Genomic DNA, 17,984 nt, shown 5'->3' with positions numbered 1-17,984 from the left:
TTCCTCCTTTCCTTATTTCTTGACAGCCGTACGCACGACTACGTAGCTGTTTTTAGGTCCAGGTATGGAACCTTTAACAAGAATCAAGTTACGGTCTGTATCAACTTTAACAACCTCAAGATTTTGGATTGTTACTTTTTCGCCACCCATTTGACCAGGCAATTTCATACCTTTGAATACACGGTTAGCTGCGATAGAACCCATGGAACCTGGTCCACGATGGTAACGAGAACCGTGAGCCATTGGTCCACGAGCGTGGTTGTGGCGTTTGATAGAACCTGCAAAACCTTTACCTTTTGACTCGCCGGACACGTCTACAAACTCTCCTGCGGCAAAAATATCGGCTTTAAGTTCTTGACCTACCTCATAATCAGCGAGGTTAATTCCGTTGATTTCACGGATGAAGCGCTTAGGTGCAGTGTTAGCTTTAGCTGCATGCCCTTTTTCAGGTTTGTTCGTACGATTTTCTTTCTTATCGTCGTAACCGATCTGAATTGCCTCATATCCATCAGTCGCTTGATCCTTCTTTTGAAGAACCACGCAAGGACCTGCTTGGATTACAGTTACAGCAGTTGCTGTACCATTTTCAGCGAAAACTTGAGTCATTCCAAGTTTTTTTCCTAAGATTCCTTTGGTCATTTGTGCCACCTCCTACATTAACATTTTCATAAAATGACCTTTGTTGTATCAAGTCCCTACTGACGAGCAGGGGAGCTATATGGTGAATCCTTTAACTTCCGTACTCATCAAGACAACGCTAGCTAGCGTGTCGCGCTCTAGGTAGAGATTAAAGCTTAATCTCAATATCAACACCAGATGGTAGATCCAAACGCATTAGTGCATCAACCGTTTGTGGTGTTGGATTCAAGATATCAATTAGACGCTTATGCGTACGCATTTCGAATTGCTCACGAGAATCTTTATACTTATGAACCGCACGAAGAATTGTGTACACAGCTTTCTCAGTAGGAAGTGGAATCGGACCAGATACATTTGCACCGGAACGTTTCGCAGTTTCTACGATTTTTTCTGCTGATTGATCTAGAATCTTATGATCATATGCTTTCAATCGGATACGAATCTTTTGTTTTGCCATTGTAGTCCCTCCTTTTTCGCCCATATTATAACGGACATTTCTCCGCGAAAATATCCTGCACCCCAGCAATGGCAAAGGAGCCGGGTGTGTCAGCAACCTCCCGCATCATCGCAAGTCCATGACCAACATTCACTATTTTACTAAAGAAATATAGGCATTGCAAGTTTTTTTTGTAATTCCTATGAATTTCTAATCAAACAAGTATAATAGAGTTATGCGAGCTACGACTTTTGCTATTATACAATAGAAAGGAGCCTTCATGTGATTGAAAAGTCTGGAAGCCTTTATGACCAAATTGGAGGAGCTCCCACCCTTAGGAAACTAGTAAATCACTTCTATGATTTGGTTGCCAAGCATGAAGACTTAATTCCTATTTTTCCATCCGATCTTACAGAAGTAAAAGCAAAGCAATATTTGTTTCTTACTCAATTTCTTGGTGGACCTTCTCTCTATTCTGAAAAACATGGACATCCCATGCTTCGCGCGCGTCACTTGCCTTTTGAAATTACTCCAAAACGAGCAGGAGCTTGGCTTCTTTGTATGGAACAAGCTCTAGATCATACTGAGATAGAGGAACCGATGAAATCTCAGATTTTTGAACGACTTACTTTGACAGCGCACCATATGATTAATCAATGGAATCAACAAGAAGGAACGCCTTCCTAGGCGTTCCTTCTATATAATATAAGTTTTTCACTCTTGGAGCTTCATTTAAACTTCTCTTTCTTTGATAGGTAGTGGAATTTTCACAGGATGCGACTTTGTAGAACCTAGATAAACTCCCGCAACCGTGCATAGTAATGCAATTATAGCCAAATAAGTAAACGGCTCATCAATAAGCAAAGCAGCAAAAAGCAAGCTCGCTATTGGCATGCCATTGAGAAAAATGGACGTTTGACTAGCCCCTATCTTTTGAATGCCATAATTCCAGCCTAATGATCCGAGTCCACTTGAAATGCCACCTGAGCAAAAAATGACAAACCAGGTAAACCAACTGATATTCATCTCCTGATAGATATATGTAGGATACATCCCCACGCTCAAAATCCCTAACATGATAGCACCTATCCACTGAGAATACGCCGTCAGCTCCCACACGGACAGACCAGTAGATTTAGCTCCTCTTACCAACAAACCACCTACTACGTACATCAGCATAGATCCAAAAATAATAATCTCTCCCAATCCAAAGGAGATCTGTCCATTCCCTTTTGATGTAACTGCAATAATTACACCAGTAAAACCAAGTAAAATACCTAAGCCCTTGCGCAAATCCAGCTTTTCTCCAAAAAACATAGCGGCTAATAAGGTAGTGGCTAAAGGATTTAATGCCATAATCAATGAGGAGCTTCCAGCCGTACTATGTTGAAGCCCCCAAGCTAAAAGAATCTGATGCAGAGCAATTGATGTAGAGCCGATAGCTACTATAAACAGCCATTGCTTTACTGAGATCTTACATTTTTCTTTCCTAATAAATAGGATTGGCGTCAATACAATTGCGGCAATCAACATTCGAATCGCTGCAATGACCACTGGAGGAAAAAAAGATAGATATTTGATCATTACTACATTAAGTCCCCAGAAGCATACTACAGATGTTAATATGACATAGATGTATGAATCTTTCTTGCCCACTTCTGTTCCACTCCTCAAGCAAAATATGAAAGGTATTGTAACAGGTTGATAATGATTTGACTATAGGGTGGCTGAAAAGTAATTTTTTACAAAGCATACAAAAAACCCGAGGAGCATATCCTCGGGTTTTTATATCAAGTAAATACTATTCAACGATAGTAGATACTACGCCAGCGCCTACTGTACGGCCACCTTCGCGAATCGCGAAACGAGTACCTTGTTCCATTGCAACTGGAGCGATAAGTTCAACAGTGAACTCAGTGTTGTCACCAGGCATGATCATTTCAACGCCTTCTGGCAATTGAACGATACCTGTTACGTCAGTTGTACGGAAGTAGAACTGCGGACGGTAGTTAGCGAAGAATGGAGTATGACGTCCACCTTCTTCTTTAGATAGAACGTAAACTTCACATTTGAATTTAGTGTAAGGTTTAACGGAACCTGGTTTAGCTAGACATTGTCCACGCTCGATGTCTTTACGCTCAACACCACGTAGAAGAGCACCAATGTTATCCCCAGCTTCAGCTTGATCAAGAAGCTTACGGAACATCTCAACACCTGTTACAGTGGAGTTGCGAGTTTCTTCTTGAAGACCGATGATTTCGATAGCGTCACCAACTTTGATAACACCGCGCTCAACGCGACCAGTAGCAACTGTACCACGACCAGTGATTGTGAATACGTCCTCTACAGGCATCAAGAATGGTTTGTCAGTAGCACGTTCTGGAGTTGGGATGTAAGAATCAACAGCTTCCATCAACTCAAGAATTTTCTTAGCCCAATCGCCATTAGGGTTATCCAAAGCTTCTTTAGCAGAACCTTTGATTACTGGAGTGTCGTCACCTGGGAACTCGTATTGAGACAATAGGTCACGGATTTCCATTTCAACTAGTTCTAGCAACTCTTCATCGTCAACCATGTCGCATTTGTTCATGAATACTACGATGTAAGGAACACCTACTTGTTTAGAAAGAAGGATGTGCTCACGAGTTTGTGGCATTGGACCGTCAGCAGCAGATACTACTAGGATCGCTCCGTCCATTTGTGCAGCACCAGTGATCATGTTTTTAACATAGTCAGCATGGCCTGGGCAGTCAACGTGTGCATAGTGACGAGTTTCAGTTTCGTACTCAACGTGTGCAGTGTTGATTGTGATACCACGCTCGCGCTCTTCAGGAGCAGCGTCGATGCTACCGTAGTCCATAGCAGTTGCTCCACCAGTTACAGAAAGAACAGTAGTGATAGCAGCAGTTAGAGTTGTTTTACCATGGTCAACGTGACCGATAGTACCGATGTTAACGTGGGGTTTATTCCGCTCAAATTTAGCTTTTGCCATGAGAATTTGTGCCTCCTTAAAGATTAAAGGTTTTTTTATAATAAGTATAGAGAGAAAGGTTTACACGAATTTGGCTGTAACCAAACAATATTGTAAACCTTTCTTCTTTGAAGATAAAGAGAGAAATCTACACTGGAAGTAAATTCCCAAAAAATAGATACTGATTATTCACCTTTGGACTTCTTGATGATTTCATCAGAAATATTTCTTGGTACTTCTTCGTAGTGGTCGATTTGCATAGAGTACTGACCGCGACCTTGAGTACGGGAACGTAGTACTGTAGAGTAACCAAACATCTCAGAAAGTGGAACCATTGCGCGGATAACTTGTGCGTTTGCACGAGCATCCATACCTTCAATGCGTCCACGACGAGAGTTAAGGTCACCCATTACGTCACCCATGTAGTCCTCAGGTACAGTAACTTCTACTTTCATAACTGGCTCAAGAAGAACAGCTCCACACTTCTTAGCTGCTTCTTTAAGTGCCAAGGAACCTGCAACTTTAAACGCCATCTCAGAGGAGTCTACATCATGGTAGCTACCGTCTACAAGAACAGCTTTAATGTCTACAAGTGGGAATCCTGCAAGAACACCATTTTTCATAGATTCTTCGATACCCGCTTGAGCTGCTGGGATGTATTCACGAGGAACCGCACCACCAACAACTTTGTTCTCAAACATGAAGCCTTGACCTGGCTCAAGTGGAGAGAACTCAACCACAACGTGACCGTATTGACCACGACCACCGGATTGGCGTACGAATTTACCATCAACCTTAGCAGATCCGCGGAATGTTTCACGGTAAGCTACTTGTGGAGCACCCACGTTAGCTTCTACCTTGAATTCACGTCTCATACGGTCAACGATGATATCTAGGTGAAGCTCACCCATACCACCGATGATGGTTTGTCCAGTTTCTTCATCAGTGTGCGTACGGAACGTTGGATCCTCTTCAGAAAGTTTAGAAAGGGCAATACCCATCTTATCTTGGTCTGCTTTGGATTTTGGTTCAATAGCAACGTGGATAACTGGCTCAGGGAATACCATAGACTCAAGGATAACTGGCGACTTCTCATCGCACAATGTATCCCCAGTTGTAGTATCCTTCAAACCTACAGCCGCTGCAATGTCACCGGAGTAAACCATAGGGATTTCTTCACGGTGGTTAGCGTGCATTTGTAGGATACGTCCGATACGCTCGCGTTTACCCTTAGTAGAGTTCAGCAAGTAAGAACCGGAAGCTAGTGTACCAGAGTATACACGGAAGAATGTAAGTTTACCAACGTAAGGGTCAGTCATGATCTTAAATGCAAGAGCAGAGAACGGACCATTGTCATCGGATTCACGAACTACTTCTTCTTCACTATCAGGAAGAGTACCTTTGATAGCTGGTACGTCAATTGGAGCTGGCAAGTAGTCAACTACTGCATCCAACATCAATTGAACACCTTTGTTTTTATAGGAAGAACCACAAAGAACAGGAACTAGATTAACTGCGATAGTACCTTTACGTAGAGCAACTTTGATTTCTTCAATCGTTAACTCTTCGCCTTCAAGGTATTTCATCATTAATTCTTCGTCTTGTTCTGCAGCTGCTTCAACAAGATGCATGCGAAGTTCTTCGCATCTTTCTTTCAACTCAGCAGGAATCTCTGTAGTTTCAGAAGTTTTACCCAAGTCATCTACATAGATGTGAGCTTTCATTTCAACAAGGTCAACGATACCTGTGAAATTATCTTCCGCACCAATTGGATATTGGATAGCTACAGGGTTAGCGCCTAGACGCTCTTTAATTTGTTCTAAACACATATCATAGTTTGCACCCATGATATCCATTTTGTTTACGTAACAAACACGTGGAACACCATAACGGTCTGCTTGGCGCCATACAGTCTCAGACTGAGGTTCTACGCCGCCCTTCGCGTCAAAAACCGCAACAGTACCATCAAGTACACGCAGAGAACGTTCAACCTCAACTGTGAAGTCTACGTGCCCAGGTGTATCGATGATGTTGATGCGGTGACCATTCCATTGAGCAGTCGTAGCAGCAGAAGTGATTGTGATACCGCGCTCTTGTTCTTGTTCCATCCAGTCCATCGTTGCGGCACCTTCGTGTGTCTCACCGATTTTGTGAACGCGACCGGTATAAAAAAGAATACGCTCGGTTGTTGTCGTTTTACCGGCATCGATGTGTGCCATGATACCGATATTACGCGTATTCGCTAGAGAGAATTCGCGAGCCATTTAGGAATTGCTCCTTCCATACTCATATGTGAGAATATGCGGGTATCTAAAGGATACCCGCCTTTGCATTCTACCAGCGATAGTGTGCAAACGCTTTGTTTGCTTCAGCCATTTTGTGAGTGTCCTCACGTTTCTTAACAGCTGCACCAGTACTGTTTGCTGCATCCATAATTTCGCTAGCCAAACGCTGTTCCATAGTTTTTTCACCACGAAGACGAGCGTAGTTAACTAACCAACGAAGACCAAGAGTCGTACGACGCTCAGGTTTAACCTCGATAGGTACTTGGTAGTTAGCACCACCTACACGGCGAGCTTTTACCTCAAGTACAGGCATGATGTTTTTAAGAGCTTCTTCGAACACTTCCATAGGGTTGCGTCCTGTACGTTCTTGAATGATGTCAAACGAGTTATATAGGATATTTTGCGCAACTCCACGCTTACCATCCAACATCAAACGGTTGATTAAACGAGTAACCAACTTGCTGTTATGAATTGGATCTGGCAATACGTCGCGTCGAGCAACTGGACCTTTACGCGGCATCAAGTTTCCCTCCTTTTCCTAGAGTTAATATAATGTAATCACGCAACGTGATTATTTTTTTGCAGCCTTCGGACGTTTTGTACCATATTTGGAGCGAGATTGCATACGGTTGTTAACACCCGCAGTATCAAGCGCACCACGTACGATATGATAACGTACCCCTGGTAAGTCTTTTACACGACCACCACGAACTAGTACAACACTATGTTCTTGAAGGTTGTGACCGATACCTCCGATGTAAGCTGTAACCTCGATTCCGTTAGTTAAACGTACACGAGCATACTTACGAAGCGCGGAGTTCGGTTTTTTAGGTGTCATTGTACCTACACGAGTACATACACCACGTTTTTGAGGCGAGCTTTGGTTCGTTTGAGATTTCTTAAAGCTGTTGTACCCTTTTTGTAGAGCTGGGGACTTAGACTTTACGACTTTATCTTTACGACCTTTGCGCACTAATTGGTTAATTGTAGGCATGATCTTTTTCCTCCTTCCTCATTCTTTATTGTAAGACCACAGATCCAGGTGAATCACATATGGGCAAAATAAGATGCTCTTGCCAGAAAAACATAACGTTCTTCAACAAAAACATGACTTAACCACTCTTTTTTATTGCACAAGCGGCTGCCCCAACCTGTATTCCGCACGCTTTACCTAAGCGCTTCATGGAATCAACAAAGTTGACGGGAACACCCTTTTCTTTACATAGAAGTGCGATCTTTTGTATTAAACGTCTATCTGCATCCTTAGCCAAAAACACTTCCTCAATAAGTCCGTGTTCGATCGCTTTGGTGGTCTGATTAATACCGATCGTTAACTCCTTTGCCCACTCTACTTTTTCATAAGACATGATGATCATATCCTCCAAAGTAATTGAGTATCAGGCACACTCAAGTATCATACCAGCTATTTTTATAGAAGTCAACCTATTATTCTATAAAAAATTACTTTCTATTAAATTGATAAGGAGGCGGTTTCCCCAGAGAGGAAACGCCTCTTTATCAATATAGCAAACTAAGATTCTACTGATACTGTTTCTAGTACGTCAGAGTTACCTTCTGCTTGTTCGCGGTTTAAGAGTCTTGAGTTGCGATAACGGTTCATACCGGTACCAGCTGGGATCAGCTTACCAATAATTACGTTCTCTTTCAATCCAAGTAGCTTATCTACTTTACCCTTAATCGCTGCATCTGTAAGAACACGTGTTGTTTCTTGGAAGGATGCTGCAGACAAGAAGGAATCTGTCTCCAAGGAAGCTTTTGTGATACCAAGCAACACTGGACGTCCAACTGCTGGGCTCTTACCAGACATAAGCACTTTCGCATTGGCTTGCTCAAATTCATGAACCTCTACGAAGGAACCTGGCAACAGATCAGTTTCTCCACTATCAATGACGCGCAACTTGCGAAGCATCTGACGAATCATTACCTCAACGTGCTTGTCGTTGATTTCTACCCCTTGCATACGGTAAACTTTCTGAACCTCTTGCAGGATGTAGTTGGATACACCGCGCTGACCGCGTACTTTCAGCATTTCTTTCGGGTCTACAGAACCCTCTGTTAACTCATCACCGGCATTAAGTTTTTGGCCAACAGATACCTTGATACGTGCACCGTATGGCGCTGCGTATTCTTTGTTTTCTGCTTCACCGCGAACCTCGATGATGCGTTTATCTTTATCTTCACGGATGCTAACCACTTCTGAGTCGATTTCGGTAATAACCGCTTGACCTTTCGGGTTACGAGCTTCAAACAACTCTTGGATACGCGGCAAACCTTGCGTGATATCGTCCCCTGCTACCCCACCGGTATGGAACGTACGCATTGTTAACTGAGTACCTGGTTCACCGATAGATTGTGCAGCAATAATACCTACTGCTTCACCGATTTCTACCTCTGCTCCTGTTGCTAGGTTACGGCCATAGCAACGTTTGCAGACCCCGTGACTTGTGCGGCAAGCAAGTACGTTACGAATGTATACGTCTTGAATGCCAAGCTTAACGATTAATTCAGCCATCTCCTCAGTAATTTCCTCATTACGATGAACAAGGATCTCACCTGTTTCAGGATGACGAACAGTTTCAAAGCAGGTACGACCTTCTAATCGGTCAGACAGCTTTTCGATTTCTTCTTTACCATCTTTAATAGCACTTACGCGAATACCTTTATCTGTTCCGCAATCTTCTTCACGAACGATAACGTCTTGCGCTACGTCTACCAGACGACGAGTTAAGTAACCTGAGTCAGCAGTACGCAGGGCTGTATCGGCCAAACCTTTACGCGCACCATGCGTAGAGATGAAGTATTCCAATACCGTTAAACCTTCACGGAAGTTGGATTTGATCGGTAACTCGATGATTCGACCTGACGGGTTTGCCATCAGACCACGCATACCAGCTAGCTGAGTAATCTGGGACACGTTACCGCGGGCTCCGGAGTTAGCCATCATGTAAATCGCATTGAATTGATCCATGGATTTCATGAGAACGTCAGTTACTTCATCTTTAGCTTTTGACCAGATGGAGATAACACGGTCATAACGTTCGTCTTCAGTAATTAAACCGCGACGGAATTGCGTCATTACCGCATTTACTTTCTCATCAGCACTGCTAAGAATGGATTGTTTTTCAGATGGAACTACGATATCGGCAACGGCAATCGTAATACCAGCTTTTGTTGAGTATTTAAATGCCAATTCTTTTATTTTATCAAGAATTTCAGAGGTCATGGTTGTTCCAAAGCGACGGAAGCATTCAGCAATGATTGTTCCCAAGAAGCCTTTTTTAACAGCACCCGGATCCTTCAAACTCTTAATAAAAGCTGTGGTATCCTGACCTTTTTCAAACATAAAGTACTCATCAGAAACTTGGTTCTGAAGGTTGTCTCTTGTAGGAGCATTGATGTATGGCAGCTCTGGAGGGAAAATTTCATTAAAGATTACTTTACCTACAGTAGTTGCTAGCAATGCATCCTGTTGTTTTTCTGTAAATGAAGTTTTGCTCAAGCTACTAGCCGGAATAAGGATACGTGTTTGCAGCGTGATATATGCATTCTCATAAGCTGCAATCGCATCAGCAGGGTCACGGAAGATAGAACCTTCACCCACATCTCCTTTACGCTCCAGCGTCAGATAGTAAGAACCAAGCACCATATCCTGAGAAGGTGTAACAACTGGTTTACCATCTTTCGGGTTCAAGATGTTTTGAGCAGCAAGCATTAGGATACGAGCTTCAGCTTGTGCTTCCGCAGACAACGGTACGTGAACCGCCATTTGGTCACCGTCAAAGTCAGCGTTATAAGCTGTACATACGAGCGGATGTAGACGAATCGCACGTCCCTCAACCAATACTGGCTCAAATGCTTGAATACCCAAACGGTGCAAGGTAGGAGCGCGGTTTAGTAATACAGGATGTTCCTTGATTACCTCTTCCAATACGTCCCATACCTCAGGTTGTATACGCTCAACTTTACGTTTCGCACTCTTAATGTTATGAGCTAGGCCTTTTGCTACAAGCTCCTTCATTACGAAAGGCTTGAACAGTTCCAACGCCATTTCCTTAGGCAGACCGCATTGGTACATGCGAAGGTTCGGTCCTACTACGATAACGGAACGACCAGAGTAGTCAACACGTTTACCCAAAAGGTTTTGACGGAAACGACCTTGCTTACCTTTAAGCATATGACTCAAGGATTTCAATGGACGGTTACCAGGACCAGTAACAGGACGTCCGCGACGACCGTTATCAATCAACGCATCCACTGCTTCTTGTAGCATACGTTTTTCGTTTTGTACGATAATGTCTGGCGCGCCAAGTTCAAGCAGGCGTTTTAGACGGTTGTTACGGTTGATCACACGACGATACAAGTCATTTAGGTCAGATGTCGCAAAACGTCCACCATCCAACTGTACCATCGGGCGCAATTCTGGAGGAATTACAGGCAATACGTCAAGTACCATCCAATCAGGGCGATTACCAGAGTTACGGAATGCTTCCAGCACCTCTAGACGTTTAATCGCACGAGTACGGCGTTGACCCTGTACGGTTTTTAAATCTTCCTTCAATGTGCTTACTTCTTTTTCAAGATCAATTTCAGCTAGCAAACGGCGAATTGCTTCAGCACCCATTGCTGCTTGGAAGGATTGACCATATTTCTCGCGATAGTTACGGTATTCTTTTTCAGACAAAAGTTGTTTTTTGTCCAAAGGAGTATCCCCGGCATCTACTACTACATAAGAAGCGAAGTAGATAACTTCCTCAAGGGAACGTGGAGACATATCCAGTACCAGACCCATACGGCTTGGGATACCTTTGAAATACCAGATGTGGGAAACAGGAGCAGCAAGCTCAATGTGTCCCATACGTTCACGACGCACTTTTGCACGAGTTACCTCAACGCCGCATCGATCACAGACTACACCTTTATAACGAACGCGCTTGTATTTACCGCAATGACATTCCCAATCCTTGGTTGGTCCGAAAATACGCTCACAGAACAAACCATCCTTCTCAGGCTTCAGGGTACGGTAGTTAATTGTTTCAGGTTTTTTAACTTCCCCGAAAGACCACGAACGGATCTTATCGGGAGAAGCTAAACCAATCTTCATATATTCAAAATTATTGACGTCAATCACAGGGCGTTACCTCCCTCTTGTACCGGAATCTTACTCATCTTGTGCGCCTATGCTTTCAGGTAAGAGATTTAACTTTTCTCCAGTTCCTTCATCCTCATCATCGGTTTCGCGCATTTCAATTTCCTGCTCGTCACCAGAGAGAATTTTTACGTCCATACCTAAGCTTTGAAGTTCTTTAATCAATACTTTGAATGATTCTGGAACGCCCGGTTCTGGTACGTTTTCACCTTTAACGATCGCTTCGTACGTTTTAACACGACCAACAACATCGTCAGATTTAACGGTGAGGATCTCTTGCAGAGTATATGCGGCACCGTATGCTTCAAGCGCCCATACCTCCATCTCCCCGAAGCGCTGGCCACCAAATTGGGCTTTACCACCCAATGGTTGTTGCGTAACAAGAGAGTATGGTCCAGTTGAACGAGCATGAATCTTATCGTCAACCAAGTGAGCCAGTTTCAGCATGTACACGCAACCTACTGTTACACGGCGATCGAATGATTCACCTGTACGGCCATCGTATAGAAGGGTTTTACCGTCACGGTCTAATCCAGCTTCTTCAAGCGTATCAAGAACATCGTCTTGACGTGCACCGTCGAATACAGGAGTCGCTACGTGAATACCCAACAATTTAGCAGCCATACCTAAATGTGTTTCAAGTACCTGACCGATGTTCATACGCGATGGTACGCCCAGTGGATTCAAGACGATCTCAACTGGAGAACCATCCGGTAGGAACGGCATATCTTCTTCCGGCATGATGCGGGCAATAACCCCTTTGTTACCATGTCGACCGGCCATTTTATCCCCAACGGAAATCTTACGTTTTTGAGCAATGTATACACGCACTAGTTGATTAACACCTGGAGGCAATTCGTCGCCATTGTCGCGCGTAAATACTTTTACATCAACAACAATACCGGAGCCACCGTGTGGTACACGCAGTGATGTATCACGAACTTCGCGTGCCTTTTCACCGAAGATCGCATGCAATAGACGCTCTTCTGCTGTTAGCTCTGTTACACCCTTAGGCGTTACTTTACCAACCAGGATATCGCCATCGCGGATCTCGGCACCAACGCGAATGATACCACGTTCATCAAGATTCTTCAGCGCCTCTTCCCCTACGTTCGGAATATCGCGTGTAATCTCTTCTGGTCCTAGTTTCGTATCACGTGCTTCTGATTCATATTCTTCAATATGAATGGACGTGTAGACGTCATCTTTAACCAGTTTTTCACTTAGCAAGATCGCATCCTCGTAGTTATAACCTTCCCAAGTCATAAACGCTACGATAACGTTGCGACCAAGCGCCAATTCGCCCTTCTCAGTGGACGGACCATCACCGATAATATCGCCTTTTTCGATAATATCGCCAGGCATTACAATCGGACGTTGGTTAATGCAAGTCCCTTGGTTAGAACGGATAAATTTGTGCATTTTATATTTATCTAGGTCTCCAAGAACTTGTTTGCCATCAACCTCTATATAACGTCGAACAGTTACTTCGCGAGCTGTTACACGCTCTACTTTTCCAGGCCATTTTGCAACAACCGCAACACCGGAGTCTTGCGCTGCTTTATGTTCCATACCAGTTCCTACAAATGGAGCTTGAGGAATTAGCAAAGGAACGGCCTGACGTTGCATGTTTGATCCCATTAGGGCGCGGTTGGCGTCATCGTTCTCAAGGAACGGAATCAACGCTGTCGCAACCGATACAACCTGCTTAGGAGAGATGTCCATAAAGTCTACCTTATCACGAGGAACGTTAAGGATTTCACCTTTACGGCGGCAAATAACCATCTCGTTAGCAAATCTGCCATCTTCAGCTAGTGGCTGATTCGACTGAGCTACGTTATATACATCCTCTTCATCAGCAGTCAGGTAATCAATCTCAGACAATACAACGCCTGTTTCAGGATTAATTTTACGGCGAGGTGTTTCAATAAAGCCGTAATCATTAATACGAGCAAACGTAGACAAGGAGTTGATCAAACCGATGTTTGGTCCCTCTGGAGTCTCGATCGGACACATACGTCCATAGTGAGAGTGATGCACGTCTCGCACTTCGAAACCAGCGCGTTCACGCGTCAAACCACCAGGTCCTAATGCGGACAAACGGCGTTTATGTGTTAACTCAGCAAGCGGATTCGTTTGATCCATGAACTGTGAAAGCTGGGAGCTACCAAAGAACTCTTTGATTGCCGCAATCACAGGGCGGATGTTAATCAAAGCCTGCGGTGTAATTTGATTTTGATCTTGAATGGACATGCGTTCACGAACCACGCGTTCCATACGAGAAAGACCGATACGGAATTGGTTCTGTAACAATTCACCTACAGAACGCAGACGACGGTTACCCAAATGGTCGATATCGTCTGTAGTACCTACACGATGCAGTAGGTTAATAAAATAGTTAATTGCCGAAACGATGTCTGCTGGAGTAATATGCTTTACAGACATATCTATATTCGCATTACCGATAACCTTAACTACTTTACCTTCTTCATCAAAGATATCTATAGATTGAAGAGTAATCGTTTCATTTTCTAAAACTCCACCATGTGTACGTACGTCCACATAGTTTACGCCACCCTCCAACATAGGAAGAATCTTTTCCATAACACGACGGTCAATAATTTGACCTGCTTCTGCAAGGATTTCACCTGTTGATTTATCAATCAGCGTCTCAGCAAGACGTTGGTTGAATAGGCGGTTTTTAATATGGAGCTTTTTGTTCATTTTATAGCGACCTACTGATGCTAAATCATAGCGCTTTGGATCAAAGAAGCGAGAAATCAATAAGCTCTTCGCGTTCTCTACTGTAGGTGGTTCACCTGGACGCAAACGCTCATAGATTTCGATCAAAGCTTTCTCAGTAGAATCGGTGTTATCTTTTTCAAGCGTGTTGTTAACGAATTTCTCGTCATGACCCAGCAGGTCTAGAATATCTTTATCAGTTCCAAAACCTAAAGCACGAAGTAATACTGTAACTGGAATTTTACGAGTACGATCGATACGTACATAAATAATATCTTTCGCATCGGTTTCAAGTTCAAGCCATGCTCCACGGTTCGGAATAACAGTAGCGCTAAAAGTCTGTTTACCGTTCTTATCAATTTTAGTGTTATAGTAAACACTAGGGGAACGAACGAGCTGACTGACAATAACGCGCTCCGCTCCATTTATAATGAAGGTACCCGTTTCTGTCATCAGTGGGAAATCTCCCATAAAGACTTCTTGCTCCTTCACTTCGCCCGTCTCTTTGTTTAGAAGACGTACTTTAACACGCAATGGAGCAGCATACGTTACATCACGTTCCTTCGACTCGTCTACGCCGTATTTAGGCTCACCAAGACTATAATCAATAAACTCCAGCACTAAATTACCAGTAAAGTCTTGGATTGGCGAAATGTCTTGGAACATTTCTCTTAAACCAGTATCCAAAAACCATTGGTAGGATTTTTGCTGAATTTCGATTAGGTTAGGTAGTCCCAGTACTTCGTTGATTCGAGAATACGTGCGACGCTGGCGGTGCTTACCGCTCTGGACCAGTTTACCTGCCAACTCATTCACCCCTCACTATTTGTTGCAACATCCTTTATTAGATGTTGACCGCAACATGTCTTCCCTCTTAATATTTAGGAAAACGGAAAGCATCTAGTAATATAACACCAGACGCTGAAGACACAAAAATAAAAATGGGTTAACCATTTAACCTCATTTTTGATAAAAAACTCTATTCTAAAAGAATTCCCAACCTTTTACAGCTTTAACCCTCAACGCTAAAAAATCAGCATAAAAAGGTATTGACAAATCAGGAATCGCTCAGTTTAGACATTTAACCCATATTGACATTTTATAATGTTAACATAAGGAAAATGCCTCGTCAAGGAGATTTGGTCATTTTTTTGCTCGAATGATAAAATAACCCTTGCTTTTTTCGACAGTTTCTACCTCTCGAAAATATTCTTCTAATTTTTTAATTGCAGATGGTGCGCCTTGCTTTTTTTGAATAACAACCCACATCTCACCATCAGGCGCTAAAAGCTTATAGCCTTCCGTGAAAATGTGATGCACCGTCTCTTTTCCAGCTCGGATGGGAGGATTGGTTAAGATAACATCAAACTCTCTACCCTCTACTTGTTCGTAAAGGTCACTGGCCATAATCTCCACATTGGAAATACCATTTCGCTCTGCATTCCGTTTCGCAAGCGCTACTGCTCGTTCATTTATATCAATCATGGTAACGAGACCCTTGTTAGCTATCGATGCAGCTGCAAAACCTATCGGACCGTAGCCACAGCCTACATCAAGAACGCGTGCACGTTCCGAAAACTGCATGGTTTCTATTAAGAGCACGCTCCCAAAATCAATTCGTTCCCGAGAAAAAACACCACTATCGGTAGTAAAGTGATAGGTTTTTCCACGCATCTCAAAATCAAATTCAGCTTCCTCATGTGCCGATTGTGGTCGGTTTGTGTAATAATGATCACTCATCCTCTTGCCTCCTTTCCCAAGCAATTCATTAAAATGAAATAAGCCTAGATAGCAGAAATCCCCCAACCTTTATAGGTAAGGGGGATTTTTCTATAGACAGTAGAAGAATTACTTAACTTCTACAGTTGCACCTGCTTCTTCAAGCTTAGCTTTCATGCCTTCAGCTTCGTCTTTAGAAACGCCTTCTTTAAGAGCTTTAGGAGCGTTATCTACCAAGTCTTTAGCTTCTTTCAAGCCAAGACCAGTGATTTCGCGAACAACTTTGATTACGTTGATTTTGGAAGCTCCGCCGCTAACTAGGTTAACAGTGAACTCAGTTTGCTCAGCAGCTGCTTCAGCGCCACCAGCCATAACAGCTACAGGAGCTGCAGCAGTTACACCAAACTCTTCTTCGATTGCTTTTACTAGATCGTTCAATTCAAGAACGGACATACCTTTGATAGCTTCTAAAATTTGTTCATGATTCATTTTATTGTCCTCCAATCTTTCTTATAACGAATTAGGCACCTTGGCCTTCTTTTTGTTCGGAAACAGCTTTAACCGCAAGCGCGAAGTTGCGAACTGGTGCTTGTAGTACGCTGAGAAGCATAGACAACAAGCCTTCGCGAGATGGTAGTGCAGCAAGTGCTTTGATTTCAGCATCGCCTACTACTTTACCTTCAATAACTCCACCTTTGATTTCAAGTGCTTCATTTTTCTTTGCGAAGTCAGCGATGATCTTCGCAGGAGCAATCACGTCATCTTTGGAGAAAGCAATTACGTTTGGTCCCAAAAGGTATTGGTCCAAATCGCTCAAGTTTTCTTGAGCTGTAGCTAAACGAGCCAAAGTATTTTTGTATACTTTAAATTCAATGCCAGCTTCACGCAATTGTTTACGAAGTTCAGTTACCTGAGCAACTGTAAGACCACGATAGTCAGCTACTACAATTGTTTGGCTTTCGCGTAACTTAGTAGCGATTTCGCTGATAACTTGTGCTTTCTCTTCACGGATAACAGTTGGACGAATTTCTGCCATTTGTTACACCTCCCGTGCAATCAATCCTAATGTAAATTGAAAATGCCCTCGCAGACGTTCGCGAGGGCACATATCAACAGAGCTAATCTATTAACAGTACACACCTCGGAAGGAAATTAAGCAACTTACCATTCGGTTCATTGCACCCTCTGTCTGCAGCATGACAATATTCTCTTTAACAACAGGTTATATATTATCAACTTCTCTAGTAGAAGTCAACTGTAATTATTTTACATCAACGCGTACACCAGGACCCATAGTGGAGCTGATAGATACGCTCTTCATGTAAATACCTTTAGCTGCTGCTGGTTTTGCACGGTTAAGCGCATCTGTCAGAGCCGCAAGGTTTTCAGTTAGTTTTTGAACATCAAAGGATACTTTACCGATAGGAGCGTGGATGATACCACCTTTTTCTACACGGTATTCGATCTTACCAGCTTTGATTTCATTAACTGCTTTTGTAACATCGAATGTTACAGTTCCAGTTTTAGGGTTTGGCATTAGACCTTTAGGACCTAATACGCGACCCAATTTACCTACTTCACCCATCATGTCTGGAGTAGCAACGATAACGTCGAACTCAAACCATCCACCTTGGATTTTAGCAAGCATGTCTGCATCGCCTACATAATCTGCTCCAGCTGCTTCAGCTTCTTTCGCTTTTTCACCTCTAGCAAATACAAGAACACGTTGTACTTTACCAGTACCGTGTGGCAATACAACAGCACCACGAATTTGTTGGTCAGCACGTTTTGGATCTACACCCAAACGGAATGCTGCCTCAACTGTTTCATCAAATTTAGCAGAAGCTACGTTTTTCACTAGCTCGATCGCTTCAGTTACAGGATAAACTTTAGTCTTATCGATCTGCTTTGTAGCTTCTAGATATTTTTTACCATGCTTAGGCATTTGCAAATCTCCCTTCAATGTGGTCGTAGCGGTTTAATCCTCCCACAGGGTGAGTTCCAAAGCTTGTTACTCACCCTTAA

General features: G+C 43.1%; 15 protein-coding genes and 1 other annotated feature. Of the genes, 1 reads left to right on the top strand and 14 read right to left on the bottom strand.

Going from position 1 to position 17,984, the window contains the following annotated elements:
• Positions 1-12: 12 nt before the first annotated feature.
• Together rplC and rpsJ are read right to left on the bottom strand one after the other, a co-directional pair.
• Entirely contained in the window at positions 13-639 is a 627-nt protein-coding gene (gene rplC / locus GOP56_RS16815; protein ID WP_003333795.1) for a 50S ribosomal protein L3, read from the bottom strand.
• A 148-nt stretch (positions 640-787) separates the two neighbouring features.
• Complete coding sequence (gene rpsJ, locus GOP56_RS16810) at positions 788-1,096, bottom strand: 30S ribosomal protein S10 (RefSeq protein WP_003333796.1); 309 nt, start codon at positions 1,094-1,096, stop codon at positions 788-790.
• Positions 1,097-1,357: 261 nt separating this feature from the next.
• On the opposite strand from rpsJ, the gene GOP56_RS16805 reads away from it, so the two are divergent.
• On the top strand, positions 1,358-1,762 hold the full coding sequence (locus GOP56_RS16805) for a globin domain-containing protein (protein ID WP_003333797.1): 405 nt from the start codon (positions 1,358-1,360) through the stop codon (positions 1,760-1,762).
• A 45-nt stretch (positions 1,763-1,807) separates the two neighbouring features.
• Here GOP56_RS16805 and GOP56_RS16800 read toward each other — a convergent pair whose 3' ends face one another.
• The 12 genes from GOP56_RS16800 to rplA form a co-directional block, all read right to left on the bottom strand.
• On the bottom strand, positions 1,808-2,731 hold the full coding sequence (locus GOP56_RS16800; RefSeq protein WP_163246103.1) for a DMT family transporter: 924 nt from the start codon (positions 2,729-2,731) through the stop codon (positions 1,808-1,810).
• 145 nt (positions 2,732-2,876) lie between these two features.
• Complete coding sequence (tuf, locus tag GOP56_RS16795; protein WP_003333799.1) at positions 2,877-4,067, bottom strand: elongation factor Tu; 1,191 nt, start codon at positions 4,065-4,067, stop codon at positions 2,877-2,879.
• A gap of 164 nt (positions 4,068-4,231) precedes the next feature.
• Positions 4,232-6,310 carry an elongation factor G gene (gene fusA / locus GOP56_RS16790; RefSeq protein WP_003333800.1) on the bottom strand — a complete coding sequence of 693 codons (2,079 nt, stop codon included), beginning with the start codon at positions 6,308-6,310 and terminating at the stop codon, positions 4,232-4,234.
• Positions 6,311-6,380: 70 nt separating this feature from the next.
• A complete protein-coding gene (gene rpsG, locus GOP56_RS16785; RefSeq protein ID WP_003333802.1) occupies positions 6,381-6,851 on the bottom strand; it encodes a 30S ribosomal protein S7 in 471 nt (156 codons plus the stop codon).
• A 51-nt stretch (positions 6,852-6,902) separates the two neighbouring features.
• The gene (rpsL, locus tag GOP56_RS16780) at positions 6,903-7,325 is read right to left on the bottom strand and encodes a 30S ribosomal protein S12 (protein WP_003333803.1); all 423 of its coding nucleotides are present in this window, start codon (positions 7,323-7,325) and stop codon (positions 6,903-6,905) included.
• 118 nt (positions 7,326-7,443) lie between these two features.
• On the bottom strand, positions 7,444-7,698 hold the full coding sequence (locus GOP56_RS16775; RefSeq protein WP_003333804.1) for a 50S ribosomal protein L7ae-like protein: 255 nt from the start codon (positions 7,696-7,698) through the stop codon (positions 7,444-7,446).
• 164 nt (positions 7,699-7,862) lie between these two features.
• On the bottom strand, positions 7,863-11,480 hold the full coding sequence (gene rpoC, locus GOP56_RS16770; RefSeq protein ID WP_163246102.1) for a DNA-directed RNA polymerase subunit beta': 3,618 nt from the start codon (positions 11,478-11,480) through the stop codon (positions 7,863-7,865).
• A 30-nt stretch (positions 11,481-11,510) separates the two neighbouring features.
• Positions 11,511-15,047, bottom strand: a complete 3,537-nt coding sequence (gene rpoB, locus GOP56_RS16765) for a DNA-directed RNA polymerase subunit beta (protein WP_163246101.1) — start codon at positions 15,045-15,047, stop codon at positions 11,511-11,513.
• A 336-nt stretch (positions 15,048-15,383) separates the two neighbouring features.
• Positions 15,384-15,980, bottom strand: coding sequence for a class I SAM-dependent methyltransferase (locus GOP56_RS16760; protein ID WP_163246100.1), 597 nt, complete (start codon positions 15,978-15,980; stop codon positions 15,384-15,386).
• A 108-nt stretch (positions 15,981-16,088) separates the two neighbouring features.
• Entirely contained in the window at positions 16,089-16,448 is a 360-nt protein-coding gene (gene rplL / locus GOP56_RS16755) for a 50S ribosomal protein L7/L12 (protein WP_003333809.1), read from the bottom strand.
• Between the two features lie 31 nt (positions 16,449-16,479).
• Entirely contained in the window at positions 16,480-16,995 is a 516-nt protein-coding gene (rplJ, locus tag GOP56_RS16750; RefSeq protein WP_068794002.1) for a 50S ribosomal protein L10, read from the bottom strand.
• 28 nt (positions 16,996-17,023) lie between these two features.
• Positions 17,024-17,172, bottom strand: a sequence feature (ribosomal protein L10 leader region).
• A 48-nt stretch (positions 17,173-17,220) separates the two neighbouring features.
• Positions 17,221-17,904, bottom strand: coding sequence for a 50S ribosomal protein L1 (rplA, locus tag GOP56_RS16745; RefSeq protein ID WP_003333811.1), 684 nt, complete (start codon positions 17,902-17,904; stop codon positions 17,221-17,223).
• Between the last annotated feature and the right edge of the window lie 80 nt (positions 17,905-17,984).

It is taken from the genome of Brevibacillus sp. 7WMA2 (assembly GCF_010748895.1).
GTDB classification, from domain to species: domain Bacteria; phylum Bacillota; class Bacilli; order Brevibacillales; family Brevibacillaceae; genus Brevibacillus_B; species Brevibacillus_B halotolerans.
The sequence above is the reverse complement of the archived record's forward strand: the minus strand, read 5'-3'. Positions and strand labels throughout refer to the sequence as shown.

What these genes read in the sequence shown, in the direction of transcription:
- rplC (WP_003333795.1), bottom strand. Translation starts at nt 639, where the DNA reads ATGACCAAAGGAATCTTAGGAAAAAAACTTGGAATGACTCAAGTTTTC.
- rpsJ (WP_003333796.1), bottom strand. Translation starts at nt 1,096, where the DNA reads ATGGCAAAACAAAAGATTCGTATCCGATTGAAAGCATATGATCATAAG.
- tuf (WP_003333799.1), bottom strand. Translation starts at nt 4,067, where the DNA reads ATGGCAAAAGCTAAATTTGAGCGGAATAAACCCCACGTTAACATCGGT.
- fusA (WP_003333800.1), bottom strand. Translation starts at nt 6,310, where the DNA reads ATGGCTCGCGAATTCTCTCTAGCGAATACGCGTAATATCGGTATCATG.
- rpsG (WP_003333802.1), bottom strand. Translation starts at nt 6,851, where the DNA reads ATGCCGCGTAAAGGTCCAGTTGCTCGACGCGACGTATTGCCAGATCCA.
- rpsL (WP_003333803.1), bottom strand. Translation starts at nt 7,325, where the DNA reads ATGCCTACAATTAACCAATTAGTGCGCAAAGGTCGTAAAGATAAAGTC.
- GOP56_RS16775 (WP_003333804.1), bottom strand. Translation starts at nt 7,698, where the DNA reads ATGTCTTATGAAAAAGTAGAGTGGGCAAAGGAGTTAACGATCGGTATT.
- GOP56_RS16760 (WP_163246100.1), bottom strand. Translation starts at nt 15,980, where the DNA reads ATGAGTGATCATTATTACACAAACCGACCACAATCGGCACATGAGGAA.
- rplL (WP_003333809.1), bottom strand. Translation starts at nt 16,448, where the DNA reads ATGAATCATGAACAAATTTTAGAAGCTATCAAAGGTATGTCCGTTCTT.
- rplJ (WP_068794002.1), bottom strand. Translation starts at nt 16,995, where the DNA reads ATGGCAGAAATTCGTCCAACTGTTATCCGTGAAGAGAAAGCACAAGTT.
- rplA (WP_003333811.1), bottom strand. Translation starts at nt 17,904, where the DNA reads ATGCCTAAGCATGGTAAAAAATATCTAGAAGCTACAAAGCAGATCGAT.